The following is a 21,954-nucleotide window of genomic DNA, read 5'->3' as shown; positions in this document are numbered from 1 at the left end:
ACTGATAGCAGCTACGTTCCCACGAGTCTCTGTCCATTTATAGACGATGACATGAAATTATACTGATAATCCATTATAGAGAATTATTTTTTCACAAAAGGTTTTCAACATTTGTGATAAATCTAATAGTTTCAATTGGTTACAGTGTTTCGATGACTTGCGATAAAATATTAGTATTTCAATACATATTGCGAGAGTGCTAAAAATTAGTGGAAGAGAGGACATAATCATAATTCTCCAAGCTTCTTAATAACTATGGCATTTTCTTTATAATTTGAGCGTTTATAAGTAATAATATTAAATTGCGCTAATAATCCATTATAGAGAAGAATCTTTCCTACTAATGGCTCTCCGATGTTTGTGATCATTTTAATAACTTCCATTGCTTGTAGGGTCCCAATAACGCCAGGTAAAACACCGATTATTCCAGTTTCAGCGCATGTTGGGATAGTCCCGTGAGCTGGAGGGGTGGGAAATAAATCGCGATAGTGAGGATTATTGTCTTTATACGGCATAAGGACGGTTAATGAGCCATTAAAACGTTCTACAGCACCACTTATTAAGGGTTTTTTGCATTGGGCAGCGTGATCAGCAAGAAGATAGCGCGTCGTAAAATTATCACTTCCATCAACAATGATGTGGTAAGCATTAAGCAGTTTATCCACATTACTTTTATCTAAGCGTAGGGTGTGTTTTTCAACTACAACATGGGGATTTATTGCTTTTATAGTGGTTTCAGCACTGTCTGTTTTGCTTTTGTTTATTGCATTTGTTTTATGAATAACTTGGCGTTGTAAATTGGAAAGTGAAACGATGTCGTTATCGACAATTCCAAGGGTTCCTACACCTACGGCAGCCAAATAGGTTAAGACAGGAGCACCAAGACCACCAGCACCCACAACAAGAACACGTGCTTTTTTTATCTTTTGTTGTCCTACACCACCAATCTCAGGCAAAATGATGTGGCGTGCATAGCGTTCGATTTCTTTGTTGTTTAATTTTGTATCTGTTTCTTTTGTCATAAATTTTCTCTTGTCATAGTTCTTTTATTGTTTACTAAGTTTATGATGCTTAGACCAGTCTGCTTTTAGGATAGGGAGGATTTATTTATGAAAATTGCCATTCAGATGGATCATATTTCAACAGTTCGGATTCAAGGAGATACGACATTTGCACTCGCTTTAGCAGCACAAGAACGTGGACACTCTCTCTTCCATTATACACCAGATCGTTTATCTCTGTATGATGGTTGTGTGATTGCACGACTAGAGCCATTGATTGTACATGATAAAGAGGGAAGCCACTATCAATTAGAAAAGCCTGTTCGCACGGAATTAACAGATATGGATGTGGTTCTTTTACGCCAAGATCCACCTTTTGATCTCAATTATATCACAACGACTCATTTGTTAGAACGTATTCATCCTAAAACACTCGTTGTGAATGATCCGGCATGGGTACGCAACAGTCCAGAAAAAATTTTTGTGACTGAATTTTCTGATCTGATGCCAGAAACATTAATTACCAAAGATATTGAAGAAATAACAGCTTTTAGAGAGACATTTGGCGATATTATTGTTAAACCACTTTATGGAAATGGGGGCGCTGGTATTTTTTATTTAAAACAAGATGATCGCAATTTAGCATCATTGTTGGAAATGTTTTCAGAAATTTATCACGAACCTTTTATTGTTCAGCGCTATTTAGAGGCAGTACGAAAAGGAGATAAAAGGATTATTTTGCTTGATGGTACACCTGTTGGAGCTATTAATCGAATTCCGACAGAAACAGATGTGCGCTCTAATATGCATGTTGGAGGCCGCGCGGAAAATGTTGAGTTAACAAAACGTGATTATGAGATTTGTGAACGCATTGGTCCAGCTTTAAAGGAACGAGGTCTTCTTTTTGTGGGGATTGATGTGATTGGAGATTATATAACAGAAATTAATGTGACGTCTCCTACGGGAATTCGTGAAATTAAACGCTTCTGCGGTACAGATGTTGCTCATTTGTTTTGGGATGTTATTGAGTTCAAGCGTTCAAATGAATTTATTTGACAGAGGACAAAAACATGGTTTTAAAAAATGATCCATGTTGTTTTTTATATTTGTTATGTTGCAAATGTGAACTAGAATGACCGTATGATATAAATTAAGAGGCTTTATCCTCAATTTTTAGGGAGCTTATAGATGAACAGAGTATTATCAATTGGAGTGGGATTGTTTTTTGCGCTACTGCTGTCAGCAAATGGAGGCAATGCGCGCGATCAAATACAGATTACTGGTTCATCTACAGTTTTACCTTATCAAAAGATTGTTGCTGAAACATTTGGAGAAATTTATCCTCATTTTAAGGTTCCTGTTATCGAATCGGGTGGAACAGGAGCTGGTATTAAGGAATTCTGCCGTGGTATTGGGGAGAACACTGTTGATATTGTTAATGCTTCGCGAGCAATGAAACCGAGTGAATTACAGTCTTGTTTTGATGCTGGTGTAAAAGATGTTGAGGAAATACGTATTGGGTATGATGGCATTGTTTTTGCAACTGATATTAAGGGACCTGATTGGAAATTACAGCCAGTAGATGTTTATAAAGCCCTTGCTGCTCGAATTATTATAGACGGAAAGTTGCAACCGAATAATGTTTTGAAATGGAGTGCAGTCAATAGTGCTCTTCCTGATTGGACGATAGCAGCGTATATTCCTGGGGAGAAGCATGGGACACGTGAAGTTTTTGAGGAAAAATTACTTACTAAGGGGTGTAAAGAGAGTGGGGCAGTTGAGGTGATGAAGTCTTTAGGAATGGATGATAAGGAGATACACACTGCTTGTATTGCGGTACGTAAGGATGGAAAAGCGGTTGATATTGATGGTGATTATTCTGAAACATTTGCGCGTCTAACTTCTAATAAAACAGGGGTTGGTATTTTTGGTTTGTCTTTTTATCAAAATAATGCTGATAAACTAAAGGTTGCCGATATTAACGGTTTTGCGCCAACAGTTGAGACGATTTCTAGTGGACAATATCCGGTTTCTCGTCCGCTTTTTTTCTATATTAAGAAAGCACATTTAGGTATTATTTCAGGTTTGCGAGAGTATGTTGATTTTTTTCTTTCTGATCAAATGATTGGTCCAGAGGGTCCTTTGGCTGAATATGGTTTGATTGTTTCTCCTGAAAAGGAGCGTCAAGCACAGCGTTCTGATTTTTCTGCTGGTCGAGTAATGACATTGAAATAATTTGCAGGGAAAAATTGTTGGATTTCTGGGATAGGAAATTTGGATGCTATTTTTTTATAAAAACTGAAAGATAAAATGCGCATTTCCTTTATTATTTTGTTATTATTGATTTTTGGATTTTGTGGTTTTTGTATTTCTTATATGCGAGCACGCATTCTTGAATACAGACAACATAAAATGCATTCTCGTGCGTATTATTATGGCTGGTGGACATTTTTGATTACTGTTATTCCAGCTTTTATTTTTTTAATTGTTTGGGATGCTGGGAGTACAATTTATTTAGAATATAATGCCTCTCGAGAGCTTGAGGCGTATAGTGCGCATGTAACAGAGCCTGTAAATCACGATCTACTTTGGGAGACACTTCGAAGTCTCGTCAAAAAGATTCATCGTTTTGAGGGGAATCTTTCTAGCGCTTCCTATAAGGAAGTGCAGGCACAATTACTCGCGAAGGGATTGATTTTACCCGATGAATCATCGGATGATGTGTTCAAAATAGCACAGTCGTGGGTATTTTCTTCTGAAAAGCTTAAATTTATAGGTTATGTTTTCCTTTTTGCTATTGCGTCCTTTGGTTTTATCTGTGGAATGATGCAAATTGCGCCTCATCAACGTGCGCGTAATAAGGTTGAATCTTTTATTATTATTGGATTGATTTGTGCATCTATTGTTGCAGTCTTGACAACAATAGCCATTGCGCTTTCTATGCTTTTTCAGACAGTAAGCTTTTTTCAGTCTGTATCCTTTTCAAATTTCTTTTTAGGAACAGTTTGGGATCCACGTTTTTCCGCGAGCGGTTCAGGCGATGAAGTAGGGCAATTTGGTTTAATACCGCTTCTTGCTGGTACGCTTTATATTGCATTTGTTGCCATGCTTTTTGCTGTACCTATAGGACTATTTTCAGCTCTTTATATGGCTGAGTATGCTTCTGCGCGATTGCGAGCAATTGTAAAACCATTATTGGAAGTTCTTGCTGGCATCCCAACCATTGTTTATGGTTTTTTTGCTTTGAAGGTTGTAGGACCATTTTTACGTGATCTTTCTGTTTCTCTCTCAGGTGGGGTTGGTTTTATTATGGCACAAAGTGTTTTGACCGCTGGAGTTGTGATGGGAATTATGTTGATACCTTTTGTTTCCTCTTTATCGGATGATGTTATTACGGCTGTTCCACGCATTTTACGTGAAGGTTCTTATGGTTTAGGCGCAACACAATCTGAAACAATTAAAAAAGTTGTTATACCAGCAGCGCTTCCAGGGATTATGGGGGCTATATTGTTGACGGCATCGCGTGCAATTGGAGAAACAATGATTGTGGTTTTGGCGGCAGGTGTTGCAGCAAACTTAACACTCAATCCTTTCGAAGCAATGACTACGATGACTGTTAAGATTGTTAATCAATTGACCGGTGATTTTGAGTTTAATTCTCCACAAACTCTGGTGGCTTTTGCCTTAGGGATGACGCTTTTTGTTATGACACTTTTGATGAATATTCTGGCTCTTTATATTGTGCGTAAATATCGGGAACAATATGAATGAATGAAGATTTTTTTCCTCGTCGCAATATTAGTCTCAAGCGTCGATATTGGGCTGAACGTCGTTTTCGTGCCTATGGTTTGATTGCCATTTTTATTGGTTTGTTTTTTTTATTTGCGCTTTTATGGTCTATCATTAGTCAGGGTTATACAGCTTTTTTTCAAAGTGAAATGACATTGTCGATTTATTTGGATGAAAAGATCATCGATCCAAGTGGTCAACGTAAAACAAAACCACAAGTTCTCATGACGGCGAATTATCCACTTCTTGTACGCAATGCTTTAGCGAAGAAACTTAATATCAATCAAAATGATCGAGCCTCTCTTCGGGACGTTAACCGTATGTTTTCAAATGGTGTCCGCGTTCAACTACGTGAAATGGTGACAAAGAATCCAAAATTGATTGGCACAATGCAAAAAGTTAAAGTTTTGGCATCTGCGGATATTGATTCTGCTTATAAGGGACAGATTGATCTGCGTGTAGCAGAAAAAAACCGTAAAGTTTCTAATCGACAAGTGGAATGGATAAAACGTTTAGCGCATGATGGTACGCTTCATAAAACATTTAATATTGGTTTTTTTACATTTGGCGCTTCAAGTCGTCCTGAGACTGCGGGATTAGGTGTTGCGATTATTGGTTCTCTTTATATGATAGGCATCGTTTTATTAGTTTCACTTCCAATAGGCATAGCAACGGCTCTTTATTTGGAAGAATATGCACGCAAAAATAAATTTACAGATTTTATAGAGGTTAATATCAATAATCTTGCAGCTGTTCCTTCGATTGTGTTTGGTCTTTTAGGACTCTCTTTTTTTGTTAATTTTTTAGGATTACCACGTTCAGCCTCCTTTGTTGGTGGTCTTGTTTTAGCGCTCATGACTCTTCCCACGATCATTATTGCAACACGTTCTGCTCTGCGTGCTGTTCCTCTCTCTATTCGTGCAGCAGCTTTAGGACTGGGAGCATCAAAAACACAAATGATTTTTCATCATGTTGTTCCTTTAGCAGCGCCTGGCATTTTGACAGGCACAATTATTGGAATTGCTCAGGCTTTGGGTGAAACAGCTCCTTTGCTTTTGATTGGAATGGTTGCTTTTGTTGTTAATATTCCTACGACCCCCATGGATCCAGCAACGGCTTTGCCTGTTCAAATTTTTATGTGGGCGGGGGAAGCAGAGCGTGCTTTTGTTGAAAAGACATCAGGTGCTATTATTGTATTGATGATTTTTCTTGCGATCATGAATATTTCTGCGGTTTTTTTACGACGACGATTTGAACGCCGCCAGTAATTTTAATAAAATAACAACTTTGATAAGATTTTTGTAAGGTGAATTTTTGTAATGAAGATTAAAATGCGTGGTGAGGATGTGAAGGTTTCTTATGGAGACAAAGAAGCACTCCACGGTATTACACTTGATATTCCTGAACATCAAGTAACTGCTTTGATTGGTCCATCAGGATGCGGAAAGTCGACTTTTTTGCGTTGTTTTAACCGTATGAATGATACGATTGAAGGCGCTAAAACAACCGGTCTTATTACCTTAGATGGGGAGAATATTTATGACACACGGATTGATGTTGTAGAATTGCGCGCTCGTGTTGGAATGGTTTTTCAAAAGCCCAGTCCTTTTCCAAAATCTATATTTGAGAATGTTGCGTATGGTCCACGCATTCATGGTTTAGTAAAAACGCGCTCTGAATTGCATGATGTCGTTGAAAAGAGTTTGAGGCAGGCAGGTTTGTTTGAAGAAGTAAAAGACCGTCTTCATGATCTTGGAACAAGTTTATCAGGGGGACAACAACAGCGTTTGTGTATTGCACGTGCTATTGCGGTTAGTCCTGAAGTTATTTTGATGGATGAGCCTTGTTCAGCTCTTGATCCTATTGCGACAGCACGGATTGAAGAGCTTATCGATGCATTACGGCAAAATTATACAATTGTTATCGTAACGCATTCTATGCAACAGGCTGCACGTGTTTCTCAATATACGGCTATGTTTCATTTAGGGCATTTGGTAGAAGTTGGTGCGACTGAAATGATCTTTACCTCACCAAAAGAGCAACGGACACAAGATTATATTACGGGGCGTTTTGGATAGGTGAATTGAGGAGTGTAAGATATGTCTATGAACCATACTGTCCGTTCTTATGATGCAGAACTAAAATATTTAAGAGCAAGGATTATAGAAATGGGGAGCCATGCAGAAAGGATGATTGAACGTTCTGTCGCATCGGTTGTGTGTAGTGATCTTCAACTTGCAACGACAGTGATTGCCGATGATGTATTTTTAGATGAAGCAGAACGTGACATTGATGAAAAAGCGGTTGCTATTATTTGCAAACGCCAACCGATGGCTGTCGATTTGCGTGAAATTATTGGAGCCATTCGTATTTCTTCTGATCTTGAGCGGATTGGGGATATGGCCAAAAACATTGCTAAAAGGACGGTTGCACTTTCAGAAATACGACAATCTGCTTCTGTTTATCATGGGCTTGAAACAATTACAGCTTTAGCACTCAATCAATTAAAAGAAGTCTTAAATGCTTATACGAGTCGCCTATTAGAGCGTGTTGACGCGGTGCGTGAGCGTGATGAGAAGATTGATGCTTTGTATACTTCTCTTTTTCGTGAACTTTTGACGTATATGATGGAAGATATGCGCAATATTACGGTTTGTACGCACTTACTGTTTTGTTTAAAGAATATTGAACGAATTGGTGATCATGTTACTAATATTGCTGAAATGCTGCATTATATCATAACGGGTTACCATATGTCCTCTGATCGTCCTCGCGATGACCTTACTTATAAAGTTGGAGTAGGTGAGAAGAAAATAGATTAAAATTTTTCTTATATGTATAAAATAAGTTTGTAGATATGTGAGTATTTTCTTACAGTGCAGCTATAGAAAGAATAAGATAACCGTCTTATGGAAAAGCACAAAGAAGCAACAAAGAGTTTTTTCAGAGAAGCGTGGCAGATTGCTAACTCTTGGTTTGACATATTTGTATATTAGATGATATCATCACTCGTATTGTGGCCGGAGGGGAGTTTTCTAGGGGAATTTCCTTTCAGATCATTTTGTTAAAATTTTATATTAAAGGGGATATCTGTATTATTTTTCGTATGTAGAAGAAATGGATAGCGTTATTTTACTATAATTGAAACGTATGGGTTATTATAGCCTATATTGAACCATGAATAATAACAATATTGATCTGTAAATTAAGAGTTTTTTATTTTTTATTTTGCATAGATACTTTTTGATTACCTCTTGTATTAAAATTTTGCTGAGTGGTAACAATTAGCTATGTACTTTATTGAGAGATACATTTAAAGCTCATTTCAAGACTTGAATATCTCAGAGATTATAGGAATGTGTTGCATAAGATGAAAAAAAATCGTTGGAATGTTTTTGTTACCTGTTGTGTAGCGCCGTTAGTTGTTGTGGGATGTGCTTCAAGTCATTTAGATGCTGGAAAAATAAATAATAATAAGACAAAAACGGTTACATATCCATTGACAGAGCGTCAATGTCTTATGCGAGCGATGTATTTTGAATCAAATCGCACAAGCCGTGAAGGAATGATTGCCGTTGGAACGGTTGTTATGAATCGTGTTAATTCGACCGCCTATCCTAAGACGATTTGTGGTGTTGTTGGTCAATATAGGCAATTTGCTCCTGGTGTTTTAACGCGTCCTATGACGGAGAAAGCATCTGTTGCTCGTGTAAGAGAGGCAGCTGATGCCGTTTTACGGGGTGAACGAGATAAGAAAGTTAAACACGCTAAGTTTTTTCATACCGCTGGTTTGTCTTTTCCGTATAAAAACATGCATTATGTTCAGGTTGCAGGGGGAAATGCTTTTTATGAAAAACGATCACGTGATGGGGAACTTCAAGTTCCTACAAATAATCGCCCTTATGATGTTGCTTATGCTTTTGCTCAAGAACGTTCTGGTCATGCGCCAAGCTTTATAGATGAAGGCTTAGAGAGTAGGGGCGTAAAGGCAGAGAAAAGTACATCTCCTTCGACAGAAGTAGCACAGTCCAAGATGGCACATCCTGCGCCTTTTGCTATGGTACAGCTTGATAAAGTTCCTATCCCTGCCTATGCACCTCAACATCTAGCTAGGAAAGAGGAAAATAAAACGATTATGGCTTTACCTTCATCTGATCAGTTAAATGCAATTGTTGCAATGTTAGAAAAACGACACAGAAACTGGTAAGTTTTTCATGACCAAAGAAGGGTTATACACCCATTGCGGTTTATGAATTAAGTGAATTTTAGCGATAATGATATGCATAAGTATACGTAATGATATGCATAAGTATACGTAGAGAAAGTGAACTCAAAGGATCTGAAAAACAATTTATAATATGACGACATAAAGAACGCATTTTATTTAAAGAAGGGTATTGGTAATGTACTTTGATATTCATGAGACAATTTCGCCTGAAATGCTTAATCGTCTTGCAGAAATTACAGTGAAAGTGGGGTTGAATTTACAAGAGGGGCAAGATCTTGTTTTAACTGCTCCAGTTTCAGCGTTACCTTTTGTTCGGCGTATTGCATATCATGCTTATAAGGTTGGTGCTGGTGTCATTACACCAATTTTTAGTGATGATATGTTATCGCTTACACGGTTTGAAAATGCTCATACAGCTAGTTTTGATTGTGCTCCTTCTTGGCTTTATGAGGGAATGGCAAAGGCTTTTGAAAATGGGGCAGCGCGTTTAGCGATTGTTGGTGATAATCCTTTGCTCCTTTCCAATCAGGATTTTGATAAGGTTGCACGTTTAAATAAAGCCACTTCAATAGCTTATCAGCCGGCACTCAAGCAAATATCAAATTTTGCTATGAATTGGTCGATTGTTGCTTATCCAACAGCAGGGTGGGCTGAGGCGATGTTTCCTTCTTTATCGCTTAATGAGGCGATTAAAAAATTAGCTGATGCAATTTTTTCTGCTTCACGTGTTACAGAAGAAGATCCGGTACAGGCGTGGACTGTCCATAATGCACATTTGAAGAAACGATCATCTTGGCTTAATGAGCAGCGTTTTTCTGCCTTACACTTTACAGGGCCAGGAACTGATTTGACGGTTGGTTTGGCAGATGATCATGAATGGCATGGCGGTGCATCTATTGCTCAAAATGGTGTTATTTGCAATCCGAATATTCCGACAGAAGAAGTTTTCACGACTCCTCATGCTCATAAGGTTGAAGGTTTCGTTCGCTCAACAAAGCCCCTTTCCTATCAAGGAACTCTGGTTGATAATATTGAAGTACGTTTTGACGCAGGGCGTATTGTTGAGGCTCGTGCATCAACAGGCCAAGAAGTTTTACAGCAGGTTTTGCAAAGTGATGAGGGTGCAAGCCGGTTGGGTGAAGTTGCCCTTGTGCCCCATTCTTCACCAATTTCTAAGAGTGGCCTCCTTTTTTATAATACCTTATTTGATGAAAATGCTGCATGTCATATTGCTTTAGGGCAGTGTTATTCCAAATGCTTTTTAGATGGGGCATCATTGACGTCAGAAGAGATTGCAGCACGTGGTGGGAATAAAAGTGTCATTCATATTGACTGGATGATTGGTTCTGGTGAAATTGATATAGATGGCATTACCCAAGATGGTGTAAGAGTTCCTGTATTTCGTAAGGGTGAATGGGCTTAATTTTGTTACCATAAAACACGGTCATTTGAGGTGGGGTGGGATGTAAGCCTCATTGATACGTTAAGTATTTTAGAGTGTGTGGTATATATTCAAGGCAGGGTTTGTCCATAAAGCCTTTAGTTAAATGATTCACATGAGTAGGAATCCAAGTAAAATCCACTCATCAAGAATTTGTTTAGTAGATGTAGAGGAAGTCTTCGTTCTTTGAGGGGGGTGGGAAGAAGTCAATTTATCAGAGATACGATTGGAAAGTGTATAATTATTAAAGAAGAGTAATGCCTGAGCTTCCTGAAGTAGAGACAGTTCGTCGTGGACTTGAGTCCGTTGTAACTGATGCAAAGATAGTATCTGTCAAACTTAATCGTAGAGATTTGCGCTTTCCTTTTCCTGAGGCTTTTTCTGAGCGCCTTATTGGCAGAACAATTATAGAACTTGGTCGGCGTGCAAAATATTTATTATTTCATCTTTCTCAGAATGAAACGATTTTAAGCCATTTAGGAATGTCTGGTTCATGGCGTATAGAGAATGATCTTTTAAGAACAGTTTTTTCAACGACAAGTAAATTGGTTAAGCATGATCATTTTGTCATGGATATTCAGACAAAGAATGGTGAAGTTTATCATCTTATTTATAATGATGTGCGTCGCTTTGGGTTTATGCTTTTAGTCGATACGGATAAGCTTTATGAACATCCACTTTTAAATAAGCTAGGTCTTGAACCTATGAGTAATTCGTTTTCTGGTCGTTATTTACAAAAGGCTTTTGTTAATAAAAAAATGTCTCTCAAGGGTGTTTTACTTGATCAGTCTATTGTTGCAGGTCTTGGGAATATTTATGTTTGCGAAGCACTTTGGCGGAGTCGTTTGTCTCCACAACGTGGTGCATTTACATTGGCATCACAAACGGCACGGGCACGTGAATTTGCAGATTCTTTAGCACAAAATATACGTAATGTGATTTCTGAAGCCATTTTGTCTGGTGGCTCTTCTTTACGTGATTATATGCATATAGATGGTTCACTTGGTTATTTTCAGCATGCTTTTTCAGTTTATGGACGAGAAGGCAAGCAATGTTTGGAATGTGGAGCGCCTATTATGCGCATTTTACAGGCTGGACGTTCAAGTTTTTACTGCTCACAATGTCAAAAATGAATAAGGCGTCTTGCAAAATCTTACAAGAGGCTTAAAGTCATCGTATCTATAATATAATTACACAAGGCTTGAAAGGTTTTTTTTATGCTGAATAAAGTACTAACACATCTTGATGGAAATATAGAGAAGAGCCTTGAACGCCTTTTTTCTCTTTTACGTTTTCAATCGATTTCTACAGACTCGGCTTACAAGGATGCATGTCGTAAAGCAGCTGATTGGTTAGTAGAGGATTTAAAAAGCATCGGTTTTGAGGCTTCACGCCGTGATACACCGGGGCATCCAATGGTTGTTGGGCATCATCCTGGACCTTCAGATGATTGTTTGCATGTGTTGTTTTACGGACATTATGATGTTCAACCTGTTGATCCATTGAGTTTATGGGAGGATGATCCATTTACACCTTCTTTAAAAGAGAGAGATGGAGAGAAAGTTATTTGTGCTCGTGGAGCTTCAGATGACAAAGGTCAGTTGATGACTTTTATTGAAGCATGTCGTGCATTTAAGAAAGAAACAGGGCAGCTTCCTATTAAAGTTACTATTTTATGTGAAGGCGAGGAAGAGAGTGCTTCTCCTTCCCTTATTCCTTTTTTAAAAGCAAATACAGATGAACTTAAGGCAGATTATGCATTGGTTTGTGACACGTCAATGTGGGATGCGAATACTCCATCTATTGCTCTTTCTCTTCGGGGAATTATGGCAGAAGAGATTATTATCACAGCAGCTAATCGTGATTTGCATTCTGGTTATTTTGGAGGAGTAGCAGCTAATCCCATTCGTATTTTAACGAAAATCTTAGCAGGACTTCACGATGAAAATAATAGGGCAACACTTCCTGGCTTTTATGATGGAGTAGAAGAAACACCTCCACATATTTTACAATCATGGAATGCGCTTAATTGTACTGCTGAAAATTTTCTTGGTCCTATAGGACTTTCCGTTCCAGCTGGTGAAAAAGGGCGGAGCATTTTAGAGCTTGTATGGGCACGTCCTACCATGGAAATTAATGGTATTAGTGGCGGCTATGAAGGGGAAGGGATGAAAACGGTTATTGCTTCTCAAGCGAGTGCAAAAGTATCGTGTCGTTTGGTGCATAAGCAAGATCCAGAGAAAATACGCCAAGCGTTGCGTGATTATGTACGTAGCTCAATTCCTGCTGATTGTAAGGTTGAATTTAAGAATCACGGTTCTTCTCCGGCACTTCAGATTTCTGATGATTCATCTTTTATCAAGGAGGCGAAGGATGCCTTATCACAAGAGTGGGAAGTGCCTGCTGTCTTGACAGCCATGGGGGGCTCGATCCCAATTGTAGCAGATTTTCGGTCAATTCTTGGCATGGAAACTCTTTTGGTTGGTTTTGGACTGGCTGATGACCGTATTCATTCGCCTAATGAAAAGTATAATTTAAAATCATTTCATAAGGGGCAGCGGTCTTGGGCGCGTATTCTTGCAGCTTTAGCAAATAGGAGGGTAAATGGCTGAGATTCGTGTTCATCAAGGTGATTTACCAAACTTAGATAATTATCAAACTGATGCTGTTGCGATTGATACCGAAACTTTAGGATTACAACCCCATCGTGATCGTTTATGCGTTGTTCAGCTTTCTTCTGGAGATGGTACTGCCGATATTATACAGATTGCTAAAGGACAAAAGAATGCACCTAATTTGGTCAAGCTTCTTAAAGATAAAGCAGTCGTAAAAATATTCCATTTTGGGCGTTTTGATCTTGCTATTTTAGCACATACATTTGGTGTTATGCCAGAGGCTATTTTTTGTACAAAGATTGCTTCGAAACTCACGCGTACTTACACGGATCGTCATGGCTTGAAAGAAATTTGTAATGAATTGCTGAATGTGAATATTTCTAAACAGCAACAATCTTCGGATTGGGCGGCAGAAACGTTATCACAGGCGCAAATTGAATATGCTGCGTCGGATGTGTTATATTTGCATCGTTTAAAGGTTATATTTGAAGAACGTTTAAGACGTGAAGAGCGAGAAAATGTTGCCAAGGCATGCTTTCAATTTTTGCCTATGAGAGCTAGGCTTGATCTTTTAGGATGGGCGGAAGTTGATATTTTTGCGCATAGCTAACTTTAAAATTGGCTTTTTAATGGAGTTAATTATTGATGTGAGAGGACAAAATGCTTGTACATTATGGACATTTTATCCTCTCATCTTTTCTGATAAGAATTATAATAAATTCTTAAGTGCTATTTCATTTGAAGTTTAGGTAATAAAAGTACTTTTGCGAATTCATATTTTTTATTTTTGTAACAGCTTTTATTTGAAACAAAGCAATTTTGAGGAGAGGCTGAAAACATACGGTAGGTTGGAAGACTTAAATCTCTGCAACCGGTATACAGCCTAATTGGGGGAGAATATGAATGTGTAAATGTAAAAAACAAATCTCATCTTTACCATCATTTTTAATTCGGCTTTACGACTCTCACAAGTATTTAAAGCAATGTCTGTTAAATAATAGAGATTACGCATTGCCTCATGTTTTTAATGGATTTACGTTCTTCGTGTAAAACAGAACGCCCTAAACGGAATATATTTGTGTTGCTAATTCATGTGCTTTTTTAAAGAAACCGGCACCCAAATCCATTTTACAGCGGCGCTTATGAATGGTATAACGATAAAGCCCCCAAAAATATGATATAAAATTCATTGAGCACTCCCATTTTTACGCTTACGGAGTAACAAGCTGCTACCATCACACCACTTTGCCAACTCCCAATGTTGTGTAGCCCTTGGCACGGTTCATAAGAGACATTTTAGTTTTTTAGTGTTTTTTATCCACACAGCTCTTCCAACTTATAACGTGCAAACAAATGGTTTTAATTGATTCAACATGAAAAAGATTTTGAATGAGAGAATCTTATGATGTTTAGGGTTCTCAGTCAATATGAATAACGCTAAATTATCATTATAAATCAGTATATTATATGAAGTTCGTATAGTTTATTATTTTCAGACGATACTTCGTGCCTTTATTTATTACTCAATAAGTAATTTCTATGTTGGCAGAGCAGGGCAATTTGCTTTTATTTTAAAAGCAAAATGCTCCAAAGCTTTATTTTTAAGGATTTTCACTTTTTATCTATAAACATATTATTTTTCTCTAGAAATTTGCAATGAAGGTACTAGATAAAATCCATTATGAATATTTGATGAGGTTAAATTTATGAATATAAAATATTTTATTACAGCTTTTGCTACTTTTGCTTCAATCTCTATGGCTCAAGGTGCAAGTTTTTTAGCGTCTCAAAACCTTATACAGAGAGCATCTTCGGCTGTTCCTCCAATAGGTCTTTTTTCTGCTGAACAGCTTCGCAAGTTATTATCTGAAGTTTTTCAGATAGAACTTTCTTGCACAAATAACAGCGAATGTATAACAGCAGCTAAGTTAGTACCTGTGTTACATTCTGGTAAAAAAAGAGATCATTATCCTAAAAGAAGACCAGGGAAAAGAGGACGGCCAAACCCATTTGCACGAGGTCCAATGAGTTTTTAAAAAGTGAAAAAACAACATCAAGAAGTATAATATATGCTTTGAAGTTGAAAAAGAGGGATATTTTTTCTGCCAAATTCATGATTTTTAAAGCAAGGGGTGGTTTGAAAACTTTAAGAAAGATTTCTCATTTTTTCAGCTTTAAGGAGATTTCTATATAAGTTTTAATGTTTATCATACCGGTTGTTTGTCTTTAGGTATTTTTTTCAATTTCGTCTTGTAAAGGAGTATGAAATGATAGCCTACAAATAAGGCTGAAGCTCTGAAAAAGACTTTACTATAAGGTTGAGAGAAGAAAAAAATGGTAAGTATGTCAAAAAGGAATAAATGCCTAAATTAAAAACAAAGAGCAAATGTAATGAAATTGCATGTAATCTTGTTGCAGTTCATAGGGTAGTGGAGATCTTGTTCTGTCGGGTACAAGCATTCTTTACAGTGATGAAAAAATAATCAAAGAGCTATTCACATTTGGTTATACGCAGGATGAAGCTAAAAACGTTGTTTGTATGAATTTAAATGGAACAGTTACATTTAGCTGCTCTCAATATTGTAACGGTCTTCACTATTACAATATTGAGAGTATTAATAGGAAGCATTTTAGCTTTTAAATAGTTTTATTTATTCACACACTTGCACGTTTGTGAGGTGCTGGGGGGCTTTAATATAAAAAGGCTTAAGATAAGAACATCTTCAATATTGCAGACGAATTAATATAAAAGATATTTTTTCATTATAAATCAATATATTATATTTTTATGTCAATAGCACACGCTTTACACGGAGGGTACTGTGGCGCAGTTTTTTTATCAAAATGATAAAGGAGAGAAAACGTGAGGAAAAGAGATCATTTGTGCATGGGCATAGTTTAATTCTCATTTATTACAGATCAAGCAATTAAGGGTACTTTGATTGGCTTTTTGTTTTTTTTATAAGTGTATCATTTTTGCTACAGATATCTGAAGATGGGGCTCTATATGAAATGGTGTGTTCAAATAAATATTCAGCTATGGAGAGAAAATATGAATATGAAATGGTTAATAACAGCTTCTGCTTTCGCTTTTGTTTCAGCTTCAGCAGCTCAAGCAGCAGATGTTATTGTTCCCCCCAGTCCAACACCTGTTGCTCCTGTTATTGTTGCTCCAACTTTTTCTTGGACAGGTTTTTATGTTGGGGGGCAGATTGGTGGTTTTTCGGGTAAGACGAAAATGGATATTCTCAGTAACGGAAAAAAGATTCCAGCACCTGATGACCTTTTGCCTAAACTATCTGGTTTCATGGGTGGTTTTTACGCAGGTTCCAACGTTGATCTCGGCAATGGCCTTATTTTAGGTGTTGATACAGATATCATGTGGTCTAATAAAGATGACACGAAGACAGGAAAAACATATGTTATTCTTCCAGATCACATAAATTATATTAAGAAGATATTAACAGAATCTGGAATTAATATTGGTAAAGATGCGCTTGTACCTGGTGATAAACGAACCCACAGTTTCACTTTTAAAGAAAAGTGGGCTGGTGCGACACGTGTACGTATTGGTTTTGCAGCTGAACGCATTATGCCTTATGTTGCTGGTGGTATCGCCTATACACAGCTTCAAGATAGTGCATTGATTTCAATAACAGGGAAAGATTCAGATAAAGTAATAGCTTCTGGTACTCTGTCTGATGAAACAAAGACCCTTGTTGGTTACACGCTTGGTGCTGGTGTTGATTTAGCCATGACCAATAACGTTATTGTCCGTGCGGAATATCGTTACTCAGATTTTGGTAAAAAGAAATTCTCAAATGATAAATATGAGACATCTTACAAAACCAATGACTTCCGTGTTGGTGTTGCTTACAAATTTTAAAAGATGGTAAGTAAAATAACAGAGGCTCTGTCAAAGATAGAGCCTTTGTTATTCTTTGTTGCTATATTATCACACAATACATAATTTATTGTGGATGTGAAAAGATATTATTCAGATTTTCTTAAAAAAATTCATAGACAACAAACAAGAATTACATTTAAAAATCAATAATATATATATATATATATATATCTTTAGGTTTCTCGTACAAAATCAAGTTATGAAGCAATTTTGTCTGGGATGTGCCCTCCATTTTCTGTGACTGTATCATTTTTACTACAGCTTTTCTTTCTGTAATCTTGTAGCACTGTGCTCATAAATAAATTAGGAGCAAAGTTTATGAATATAAAATCTTTAGTAACAACTTCTGTTATCGCTATAGCGGCAGCTTCTGCAGCACAAGCTGCTGATGTTGTCATCCCTCATGAAACAGCCCCAGCAGTCATCGCAGCAGCCCCTTCATTTTCTTGGACAGGCTTTTATATCGGTGGTCAAGTTGGTAACTTTTCAGGTAAAGTTGATGAATATGATTCAGAAACAAAAAAGAAAATTACAGATAAAGACTGGACACCTAAGCCTTCCGGTTTCATGGGGGGTATTTATGTAGGTTCTAACGTGGATCTTGGAAATGGCCTCATTCTAGGTGTTGAAACTGATGCCGTCTGGGCTGACCGCGAAGATTCAAAAGCGCATTCAGCAGTCATTGGAGCAATTGGCCTTGATGCTTTCAAAGATGAGCTTATAGCAGCGAAAGCTACACCTGCTACAGGAAAAAATATTGCTGGTATCGTGGCGACTGACAAACGTGTAGATAGCACCTCTATAAAAGAAAAATGGTCTGGTGCTACACGCGTTCGTGTTGGTTTTGCAGCCGTTGATCGCATTATGCCTTATGTTGCTGGTGGTATTGCTTATACGCAGCTCCAGATAGTCGATTCTCTTAAGGCGGAAGGAGCTGATGGTGCCGAAATCGCTTCTGCTAAAGTGTTTGATGAAACGAAAACGATGGTTGGTTTCACTGTAGGTGGTGGTATTGACTTTGCAATGACAGACAATGTTCTGTTGCGTGCAGAATACCGTTACTCAGACTTTGGTAAAAAAGCATTTGTAAAGGACGGGGATAAAATAGCTTACAAAACCAATGATTTCCGTGTAGGTGTTGCATACAAATTCTAATTTCGTCAACAACGAAATGATGAAGATAAAATAAATTGTCATGAGGCTCTGTTAAAGACGGAGCCTCTGTTATTTTTCTATTGTTATATTATTACACACTCCATATTTATTGGCGGTGTAAAAGATATTATTCAGATTTCCTTAAAAAGATTTTTATAAACGACAGGCAATAATTACGCGGTAAAATCAATGAATTATACGTATTCATAACTTACAATTTCTTGTGAAACGTGAAGTTATGAAATGACTTTATCTTGCGTCAGCTTTCGTTTCCTATGATTGTATCATTTTACTACAGCGTTTTTTTGTAGTCGTATAATACTGTGCTCGTAAATAAATGAGGAGCAAAGTTTACGAATATAAAATCTTCAGTAACAACTTTTATTATCGCTATGACTACAGCTTCTGCGGCACAAGCTGCTGATATTGTCATTCCTCGTAAAAAAAGCTCCAACAGTTATCATAGCTCTTTCGTTTTTTTAGACAGGTTTTTATCTTGGTGGTCAAGTTGGCAACTTTTCAAGTCAAAGTTTATGTATTTGATTTAGAGACAAAAGAAAAAAACTTCAGATAAAGATGCACTACCTAAGCCTTCAGGTTTCATAGGTGGTATTTATTTTAGGTTCCAACGTATATCTTTGAAATGTCCTCATTCTAAATGTTGAAACCGATGCAGTCTGGGCAGACTGAGGAGAGACGAAGACGGTCTCAAAGATTCTTGCGATTGATGAATTTGATGATTTTAATGATGAATTTAAAGATGCTGGTGTCACATTGGATGAAAATGAAAAGTTTCAAAAGGGTGACACAGCAGTGTATTGCATTGGTTTCAAAGAAAATGGTCTGGTGCAACACGGGTTCGTGTTGGTTTTTCCGTCGCTGACAGTATTATGCCTTATGTGGCTGATGGTATTGCTTATGCGCAAATACAGGGTGTTGGTAAAGTTTCAGGAACAAACAAAATTGGCAAATGGGTAAGCCAAGTAAAGAAGTTTCTGCTACAGTATTTGATAAAATAAAAACGATGGAGGGTTTCACCCTTGGTGGTGGTATAGATTTCGCGATGACAGATCATGTTCTGCTTCGTGCGGAGTACCGTTACTCAGACTTTGGTAAGAAGGAATATAAAAAGTATTACCTTAAACTAGGCTACACAACCAATGACTTTCACGTAGGTATCGCTTACAAGTTCTAATTTCATCAAAAGTGCAATTATGAATAAAAAGTATTAATAAAAAATTAAATTTCCAAAAGATATTGACTTTTACAAAAGCGCTGTTTTCTGGGCTTTTATTTGTACGACTGTGACATTTTTACTACAGCTTTTCTATTTATAATCTTGTAAGGTCGTTTTGTAGTTAATTTAGGAGCAAAATTATGAATACAAAATCTTTAATAGCAACTTCTATTGCCGCTTTAATTTCAGCTTCTGCAGCACAAGCTGCTGACGTGGTGATCCCTCGTGAAACAGCCCCAGCAGTTATCGCGGCAGCCCCTTCGTTTTCTTGGACAGGCTTTTATCTTGGTGGTCAAGTTGGTAACTTTTCGAGTAAAACTAAAGTAACTATTCCAGGAGAAGATAAAGAACTTGTCAAAAAAGATAACACACCTAGTCCTTCTGGTTTCATGGGTGGGATTTATGCCGGATCTAACGTAGACCTTGGAAATGGTCTCATTCTCGGTGTTGAAACCGATGCAGTTTGGGCAGACCGTGAAGAATCAAAAACAGCCCGTGAATTGACTCTTACTAAAGAAGATGTGGCATTTTTTAATAATGCCCTTGAAAAAGCTAAGGTTGAATTAAAAGATCAGCAACGGTTTGAAATAGGTGACAAGGTAACGGAAAAGCACAGTTACAAAGAAAAATGGTCTGGTGCTACACGCGTTCGTATCGGTTTTGCTGCTGTTGACCGTATTATGCCTTATGTTGCTGGTGGTATTGCCTATGCGCAGGTACAGGGTATTCAATCAGTTACAGGAAAAGGAGAGAGAGTTAAAGTTGAACAGAAAGCTGATGTGGTTGAAAACCCATCAATTAAGCAAAATGTAGATTTGACTGGTGGTACTTGGGCTGATGACACGAAGACAATGGTTGGTTTCACTATTGGCGGCGGTGTTGACTTTGCAATGACCGACAACGTTCTTTTACGTGCAGAATACCGTTACTCCGATTTTGGTAAAAAGAAATTCGCCAACGATACACGTGAATTCAACTACAAAACCAATGACTTCCGTGTAGGTGTCGCTTACAAATTCTAATTTCGTAAAAATGAAATTATTAGCACAAAAAATACTAAGGCCTCGTTTAACGGGGCCTTTATTTTATTAGCTCTCTATTTTATTTCTCTTAATCTCTTTTATTTTTTATTGGTATCATTTTGTATTATAAGGCTTAAAAAAGTTTTATATTATAAAAGGCGAATTAGTAGTATGCAGCGATTTTATAACTACTTATTACATAAAATCTTATATTACGGCTATCATTTTACACTTAAGTGAAAAGTATTTAATTAATCTCAGAAATAGGACAATATCATAACCAGTGGCGAACTTTAGTCTACTTTTATATACTAGATTAGAGCGAGCATACTACATATATCTGTTAGAGTAAGTTCTGAAACGGGAATACAGCCTCATTGGGGAAGAATATAAAGTTACAAAGAGAAAAACTAGTTTCCAACTTTATCATCTTCTTTTAATTTAGCTTTACGTTTTTGTTTATTGCATTTCTTAATGGGATCATACTCCTCATGCAAAACAGAACGCCCTAAACGGAATACACTTGTTGTTGTGTATTCACACATTTGTTTTAAATAAATATTTTTCAAAGTACATCAAGCCCACTTCTCTCTGGAAAAGATTTGAATATTTTAGGCTCTGATGTTCAAGCAACGGATAAACTTCTCTTGCAAGCTGAGAGGAATGTTTCGATTGATGCCACACGCAACAGCATGGACAATCAGAATGGGAGTGAAACATCTCATGTTGCTTTACACAATGGCTCTCATTTAAGTTCTGGAAAAGAGACCACTGTTCTCTCTGGAAAAGATATCCATATTGCTGCTTCCGATATAGATGCCAAGGGTAATGTTGGTCTTGGTGCCCAAGGGGAGATAACAATAGGGGTGAGAAACGATGAGATGGAGTATCATCTTCGCACCAAAAACACGAAAGTGGACATGCAAGCCTCTCATGCCGTTGGCTCTTCGATAAAATCGGGAGGTGATACCACTGTCATTGCAGGGCAGGATGGCAAACCGCATGATCTTAGCATCACAGGTAGTTCCATTGCGGCTGATGGCAAGGTGGGGCTGAAAGCCAGCAACGATATTCTCATCAATAATGCAGAGGATAGCTTACATTATGAGATGTCGTATCACAAAGAGGGTGGGGTGTTTAGTAGCAGCAAATCTGAGCATAACAAGATGGATGTGCGCCAAGTTGTGGGGTCAAGCATAACAGGGGGTGAAGGCATTGCCATTGATTCCGGAAACAACACGGAAGTTGTAGCCTCGACGCTCGTAGCCGGTAAGGCAGAGGAAACGTCAGGAGAGAAAGCACCAGGAGAACAGAAACAAGCGGATATTACCATTCACTCTGGGGGAAAGATTGTCATAAAAGGCGCCCAAGAACACTTGGATCAGCAAGCACAATCGTCTTCAAGTGGCTTTTTGCATGAGAAATCTTCCGATACATCTCAATCGCATACCACAACGGTTTCCTCTATCCTTGGGGCGACGGGCAACATCGTGTTAGACGCACAAGGAGAAGCCAAGATTTCTGCTTCTCATCTGCTTTCCGGTCAAGATATCAATGTG

At 37.7% G+C, this 21,954-nt stretch carries 18 protein-coding genes and 2 pseudogenes; 18 read left to right on the top strand and 2 right to left on the bottom strand.

Going from position 1 to position 21,954, the window contains the following annotated elements; translation table 11 throughout:
• Nucleotides 1–227: 227 nt before the first annotated feature.
• Complete coding sequence (locus ACFILN_RS07955; protein ID WP_375671245.1) at nucleotides 228–1,022, bottom strand: molybdopterin-synthase adenylyltransferase MoeB; 795 nt, start codon at nucleotides 1,020–1,022, stop codon at nucleotides 228–230.
• 87 nt (nucleotides 1,023–1,109) lie between these two features.
• Here ACFILN_RS07955 and gshB point away from each other — a divergent pair, with 87 nt between their 5' ends.
• The 11 genes from gshB (at nucleotide 1,110) to ACFILN_RS07900 (ending at nucleotide 13,684) form a co-directional block, all read left to right on the top strand.
• Nucleotides 1,110–2,057, top strand: a complete 948-nt coding sequence (gene gshB, locus ACFILN_RS07950) for a glutathione synthase (RefSeq protein WP_375631061.1) — start codon at nucleotides 1,110–1,112, stop codon at nucleotides 2,055–2,057.
• A 132-nt stretch (nucleotides 2,058–2,189) separates the two neighbouring features.
• A complete protein-coding gene (locus ACFILN_RS07945) occupies nucleotides 2,190–3,236 on the top strand; it encodes a substrate-binding domain-containing protein (protein ID WP_375631060.1) in 1,047 nt (348 codons plus the stop codon).
• Nucleotides 3,237–3,311: 75 nt separating this feature from the next.
• Nucleotides 3,312–4,772 carry a phosphate ABC transporter permease subunit PstC gene (gene pstC, locus ACFILN_RS07940; RefSeq protein ID WP_375667900.1) on the top strand — a complete coding sequence of 487 codons (1,461 nt, stop codon included), beginning with the start codon at nucleotides 3,312–3,314 and terminating at the stop codon, nucleotides 4,770–4,772.
• Nucleotides 4,769–6,058, top strand: coding sequence for a phosphate ABC transporter permease PstA (pstA, locus tag ACFILN_RS07935; RefSeq protein ID WP_375631059.1), 1,290 nt, complete (start codon nucleotides 4,769–4,771; stop codon nucleotides 6,056–6,058). The genes pstC and pstA overlap by 4 nt, the downstream gene beginning before the upstream one ends.
• Nucleotides 6,059–6,109: 51 nt before the next feature.
• The gene (pstB, locus tag ACFILN_RS07930) at nucleotides 6,110–6,868 is read left to right on the top strand and encodes a phosphate ABC transporter ATP-binding protein PstB (protein ID WP_273790565.1); all 759 of its coding nucleotides are present in this window, start codon (nucleotides 6,110–6,112) and stop codon (nucleotides 6,866–6,868) included.
• A 21-nt stretch (nucleotides 6,869–6,889) separates the two neighbouring features.
• Nucleotides 6,890–7,612 carry a phosphate signaling complex protein PhoU gene (gene phoU / locus ACFILN_RS07925; protein ID WP_273790564.1) on the top strand — a complete coding sequence of 241 codons (723 nt, stop codon included), beginning with the start codon at nucleotides 6,890–6,892 and terminating at the stop codon, nucleotides 7,610–7,612.
• 548 nt (nucleotides 7,613–8,160) lie between these two features.
• Complete coding sequence (locus ACFILN_RS07920; protein ID WP_375671243.1) at nucleotides 8,161–8,997, top strand: cell wall hydrolase; 837 nt, start codon at nucleotides 8,161–8,163, stop codon at nucleotides 8,995–8,997.
• 196 nt (nucleotides 8,998–9,193) lie between these two features.
• On the top strand, nucleotides 9,194–10,441 hold the full coding sequence (locus tag ACFILN_RS07915) for an aminopeptidase (protein WP_375671241.1): 1,248 nt from the start codon (nucleotides 9,194–9,196) through the stop codon (nucleotides 10,439–10,441).
• A 275-nt stretch (nucleotides 10,442–10,716) separates the two neighbouring features.
• Complete coding sequence (gene mutM, locus ACFILN_RS07910; protein WP_375631056.1) at nucleotides 10,717–11,592, top strand: bifunctional DNA-formamidopyrimidine glycosylase/DNA-(apurinic or apyrimidinic site) lyase; 876 nt, start codon at nucleotides 10,717–10,719, stop codon at nucleotides 11,590–11,592.
• Nucleotides 11,593–11,676: 84 nt separating this feature from the next.
• On the top strand, nucleotides 11,677–13,071 hold the full coding sequence (locus ACFILN_RS07905) for a M20/M25/M40 family metallo-hydrolase (RefSeq protein ID WP_273790560.1): 1,395 nt from the start codon (nucleotides 11,677–11,679) through the stop codon (nucleotides 13,069–13,071).
• Nucleotides 13,064–13,684 (top strand): ribonuclease D, encoded by a 621-nt coding sequence (locus ACFILN_RS07900; protein WP_273790559.1) that lies wholly within the window; start codon nucleotides 13,064–13,066, stop codon nucleotides 13,682–13,684. Before ACFILN_RS07905 ends, ACFILN_RS07900 begins: the two co-directional genes overlap by 8 nt.
• Before the next feature lie 250 nt (nucleotides 13,685–13,934).
• On the opposite strand, the pseudogene ACFILN_RS07895 reads toward ACFILN_RS07900, so the two are convergent.
• Nucleotides 13,935–14,369, bottom strand: a pseudogene (locus tag ACFILN_RS07895) (integrase); the annotation flags it as partial.
• Between the two features lie 411 nt (nucleotides 14,370–14,780).
• Here ACFILN_RS07895 and ACFILN_RS07890 point away from each other — a divergent pair.
• From ACFILN_RS07890 to ACFILN_RS07860, 7 genes and pseudogenes are all read left to right on the top strand, one after another.
• Entirely contained in the window at nucleotides 14,781–15,110 is a 330-nt protein-coding gene (locus ACFILN_RS07890; RefSeq protein WP_375660868.1) for a hypothetical protein, read from the top strand.
• Nucleotides 15,111–16,126: 1,016 nt separating this feature from the next.
• A complete protein-coding gene (locus ACFILN_RS07885; RefSeq protein WP_375631054.1) occupies nucleotides 16,127–16,960 on the top strand; it encodes an outer membrane protein in 834 nt (277 codons plus the stop codon).
• Between the two features lie 339 nt (nucleotides 16,961–17,299).
• The gene (locus tag ACFILN_RS07880; RefSeq protein ID WP_375657906.1) at nucleotides 17,300–18,136 is read left to right on the top strand and encodes a porin; all 837 of its coding nucleotides are present in this window, start codon (nucleotides 17,300–17,302) and stop codon (nucleotides 18,134–18,136) included.
• Nucleotides 18,137–18,954: 818 nt separating this feature from the next.
• The gene (locus ACFILN_RS07875; protein ID WP_375660865.1) at nucleotides 18,955–19,155 is read left to right on the top strand and encodes a hypothetical protein; all 201 of its coding nucleotides are present in this window, start codon (nucleotides 18,955–18,957) and stop codon (nucleotides 19,153–19,155) included.
• A complete protein-coding gene (locus ACFILN_RS07870) occupies nucleotides 19,107–19,331 on the top strand; it encodes an outer membrane protein (protein ID WP_375660864.1) in 225 nt (74 codons plus the stop codon). The genes ACFILN_RS07875 and ACFILN_RS07870 overlap by 49 nt, the downstream gene beginning before the upstream one ends.
• Before the next feature lie 182 nt (nucleotides 19,332–19,513).
• Complete coding sequence (locus tag ACFILN_RS07865; protein WP_375631052.1) at nucleotides 19,514–20,395, top strand: outer membrane protein; 882 nt, start codon at nucleotides 19,514–19,516, stop codon at nucleotides 20,393–20,395.
• A 575-nt stretch (nucleotides 20,396–20,970) separates the two neighbouring features.
• Nucleotides 20,971–21,954 (top strand): annotated as a pseudogene (locus ACFILN_RS07860) (hemagglutinin repeat-containing protein); the annotation flags it as partial.

The sequence above is a fragment of the Bartonella sp. CL434QHHD genome, assembly GCF_042195145.1.
In the GTDB taxonomy this organism is placed as follows: Bacteria; Pseudomonadota; Alphaproteobacteria; order Rhizobiales; family Rhizobiaceae; genus Bartonella.
Note: the sequence above shows the minus strand (reverse complement) of the source record. Positions and strands in the feature narration are given on the sequence as shown.

Excerpts from the sequence above, each read along its gene's own strand:
- ACFILN_RS07870 (WP_375660864.1), top strand. The coding sequence starts at position 19,107 with ATGGGTAAGCCAAGTAAAGAAGTTTCTGCTACAGTATTTGATAAAATA.
- ACFILN_RS07945 (WP_375631060.1), top strand. The coding sequence starts at position 2,190 with ATGAACAGAGTATTATCAATTGGAGTGGGATTGTTTTTTGCGCTACTG.
- pstB (WP_273790565.1), top strand. The coding sequence starts at position 6,110 with ATGAAGATTAAAATGCGTGGTGAGGATGTGAAGGTTTCTTATGGAGAC.
- ACFILN_RS07890 (WP_375660868.1), top strand. The coding sequence starts at position 14,781 with ATGAATATAAAATATTTTATTACAGCTTTTGCTACTTTTGCTTCAATC.
- ACFILN_RS07905 (WP_273790560.1), top strand. The coding sequence starts at position 11,677 with ATGCTGAATAAAGTACTAACACATCTTGATGGAAATATAGAGAAGAGC.
- ACFILN_RS07915 (WP_375671241.1), top strand. The coding sequence starts at position 9,194 with ATGTACTTTGATATTCATGAGACAATTTCGCCTGAAATGCTTAATCGT.
- ACFILN_RS07900 (WP_273790559.1), top strand. The coding sequence starts at position 13,064 with ATGGCTGAGATTCGTGTTCATCAAGGTGATTTACCAAACTTAGATAAT.
- pstC (WP_375667900.1), top strand. The coding sequence starts at position 3,312 with ATGCGCATTTCCTTTATTATTTTGTTATTATTGATTTTTGGATTTTGT.
- ACFILN_RS07955 (WP_375671245.1), bottom strand. The coding sequence starts at position 1,022 with ATGACAAAAGAAACAGATACAAAATTAAACAACAAAGAAATCGAACGC.
- gshB (WP_375631061.1), top strand. The coding sequence starts at position 1,110 with ATGAAAATTGCCATTCAGATGGATCATATTTCAACAGTTCGGATTCAA.
- ACFILN_RS07865 (WP_375631052.1), top strand. The coding sequence starts at position 19,514 with ATGAATACAAAATCTTTAATAGCAACTTCTATTGCCGCTTTAATTTCA.
- mutM (WP_375631056.1), top strand. The coding sequence starts at position 10,717 with ATGCCTGAGCTTCCTGAAGTAGAGACAGTTCGTCGTGGACTTGAGTCC.
- pstA (WP_375631059.1), top strand. The coding sequence starts at position 4,769 with ATGAATGAAGATTTTTTTCCTCGTCGCAATATTAGTCTCAAGCGTCGA.
- ACFILN_RS07920 (WP_375671243.1), top strand. The coding sequence starts at position 8,161 with ATGAAAAAAAATCGTTGGAATGTTTTTGTTACCTGTTGTGTAGCGCCG.
- ACFILN_RS07885 (WP_375631054.1), top strand. The coding sequence starts at position 16,127 with ATGAATATGAAATGGTTAATAACAGCTTCTGCTTTCGCTTTTGTTTCA.
- phoU (WP_273790564.1), top strand. The coding sequence starts at position 6,890 with ATGTCTATGAACCATACTGTCCGTTCTTATGATGCAGAACTAAAATAT.
- ACFILN_RS07880 (WP_375657906.1), top strand. The coding sequence starts at position 17,300 with ATGAATATAAAATCTTTAGTAACAACTTCTGTTATCGCTATAGCGGCA.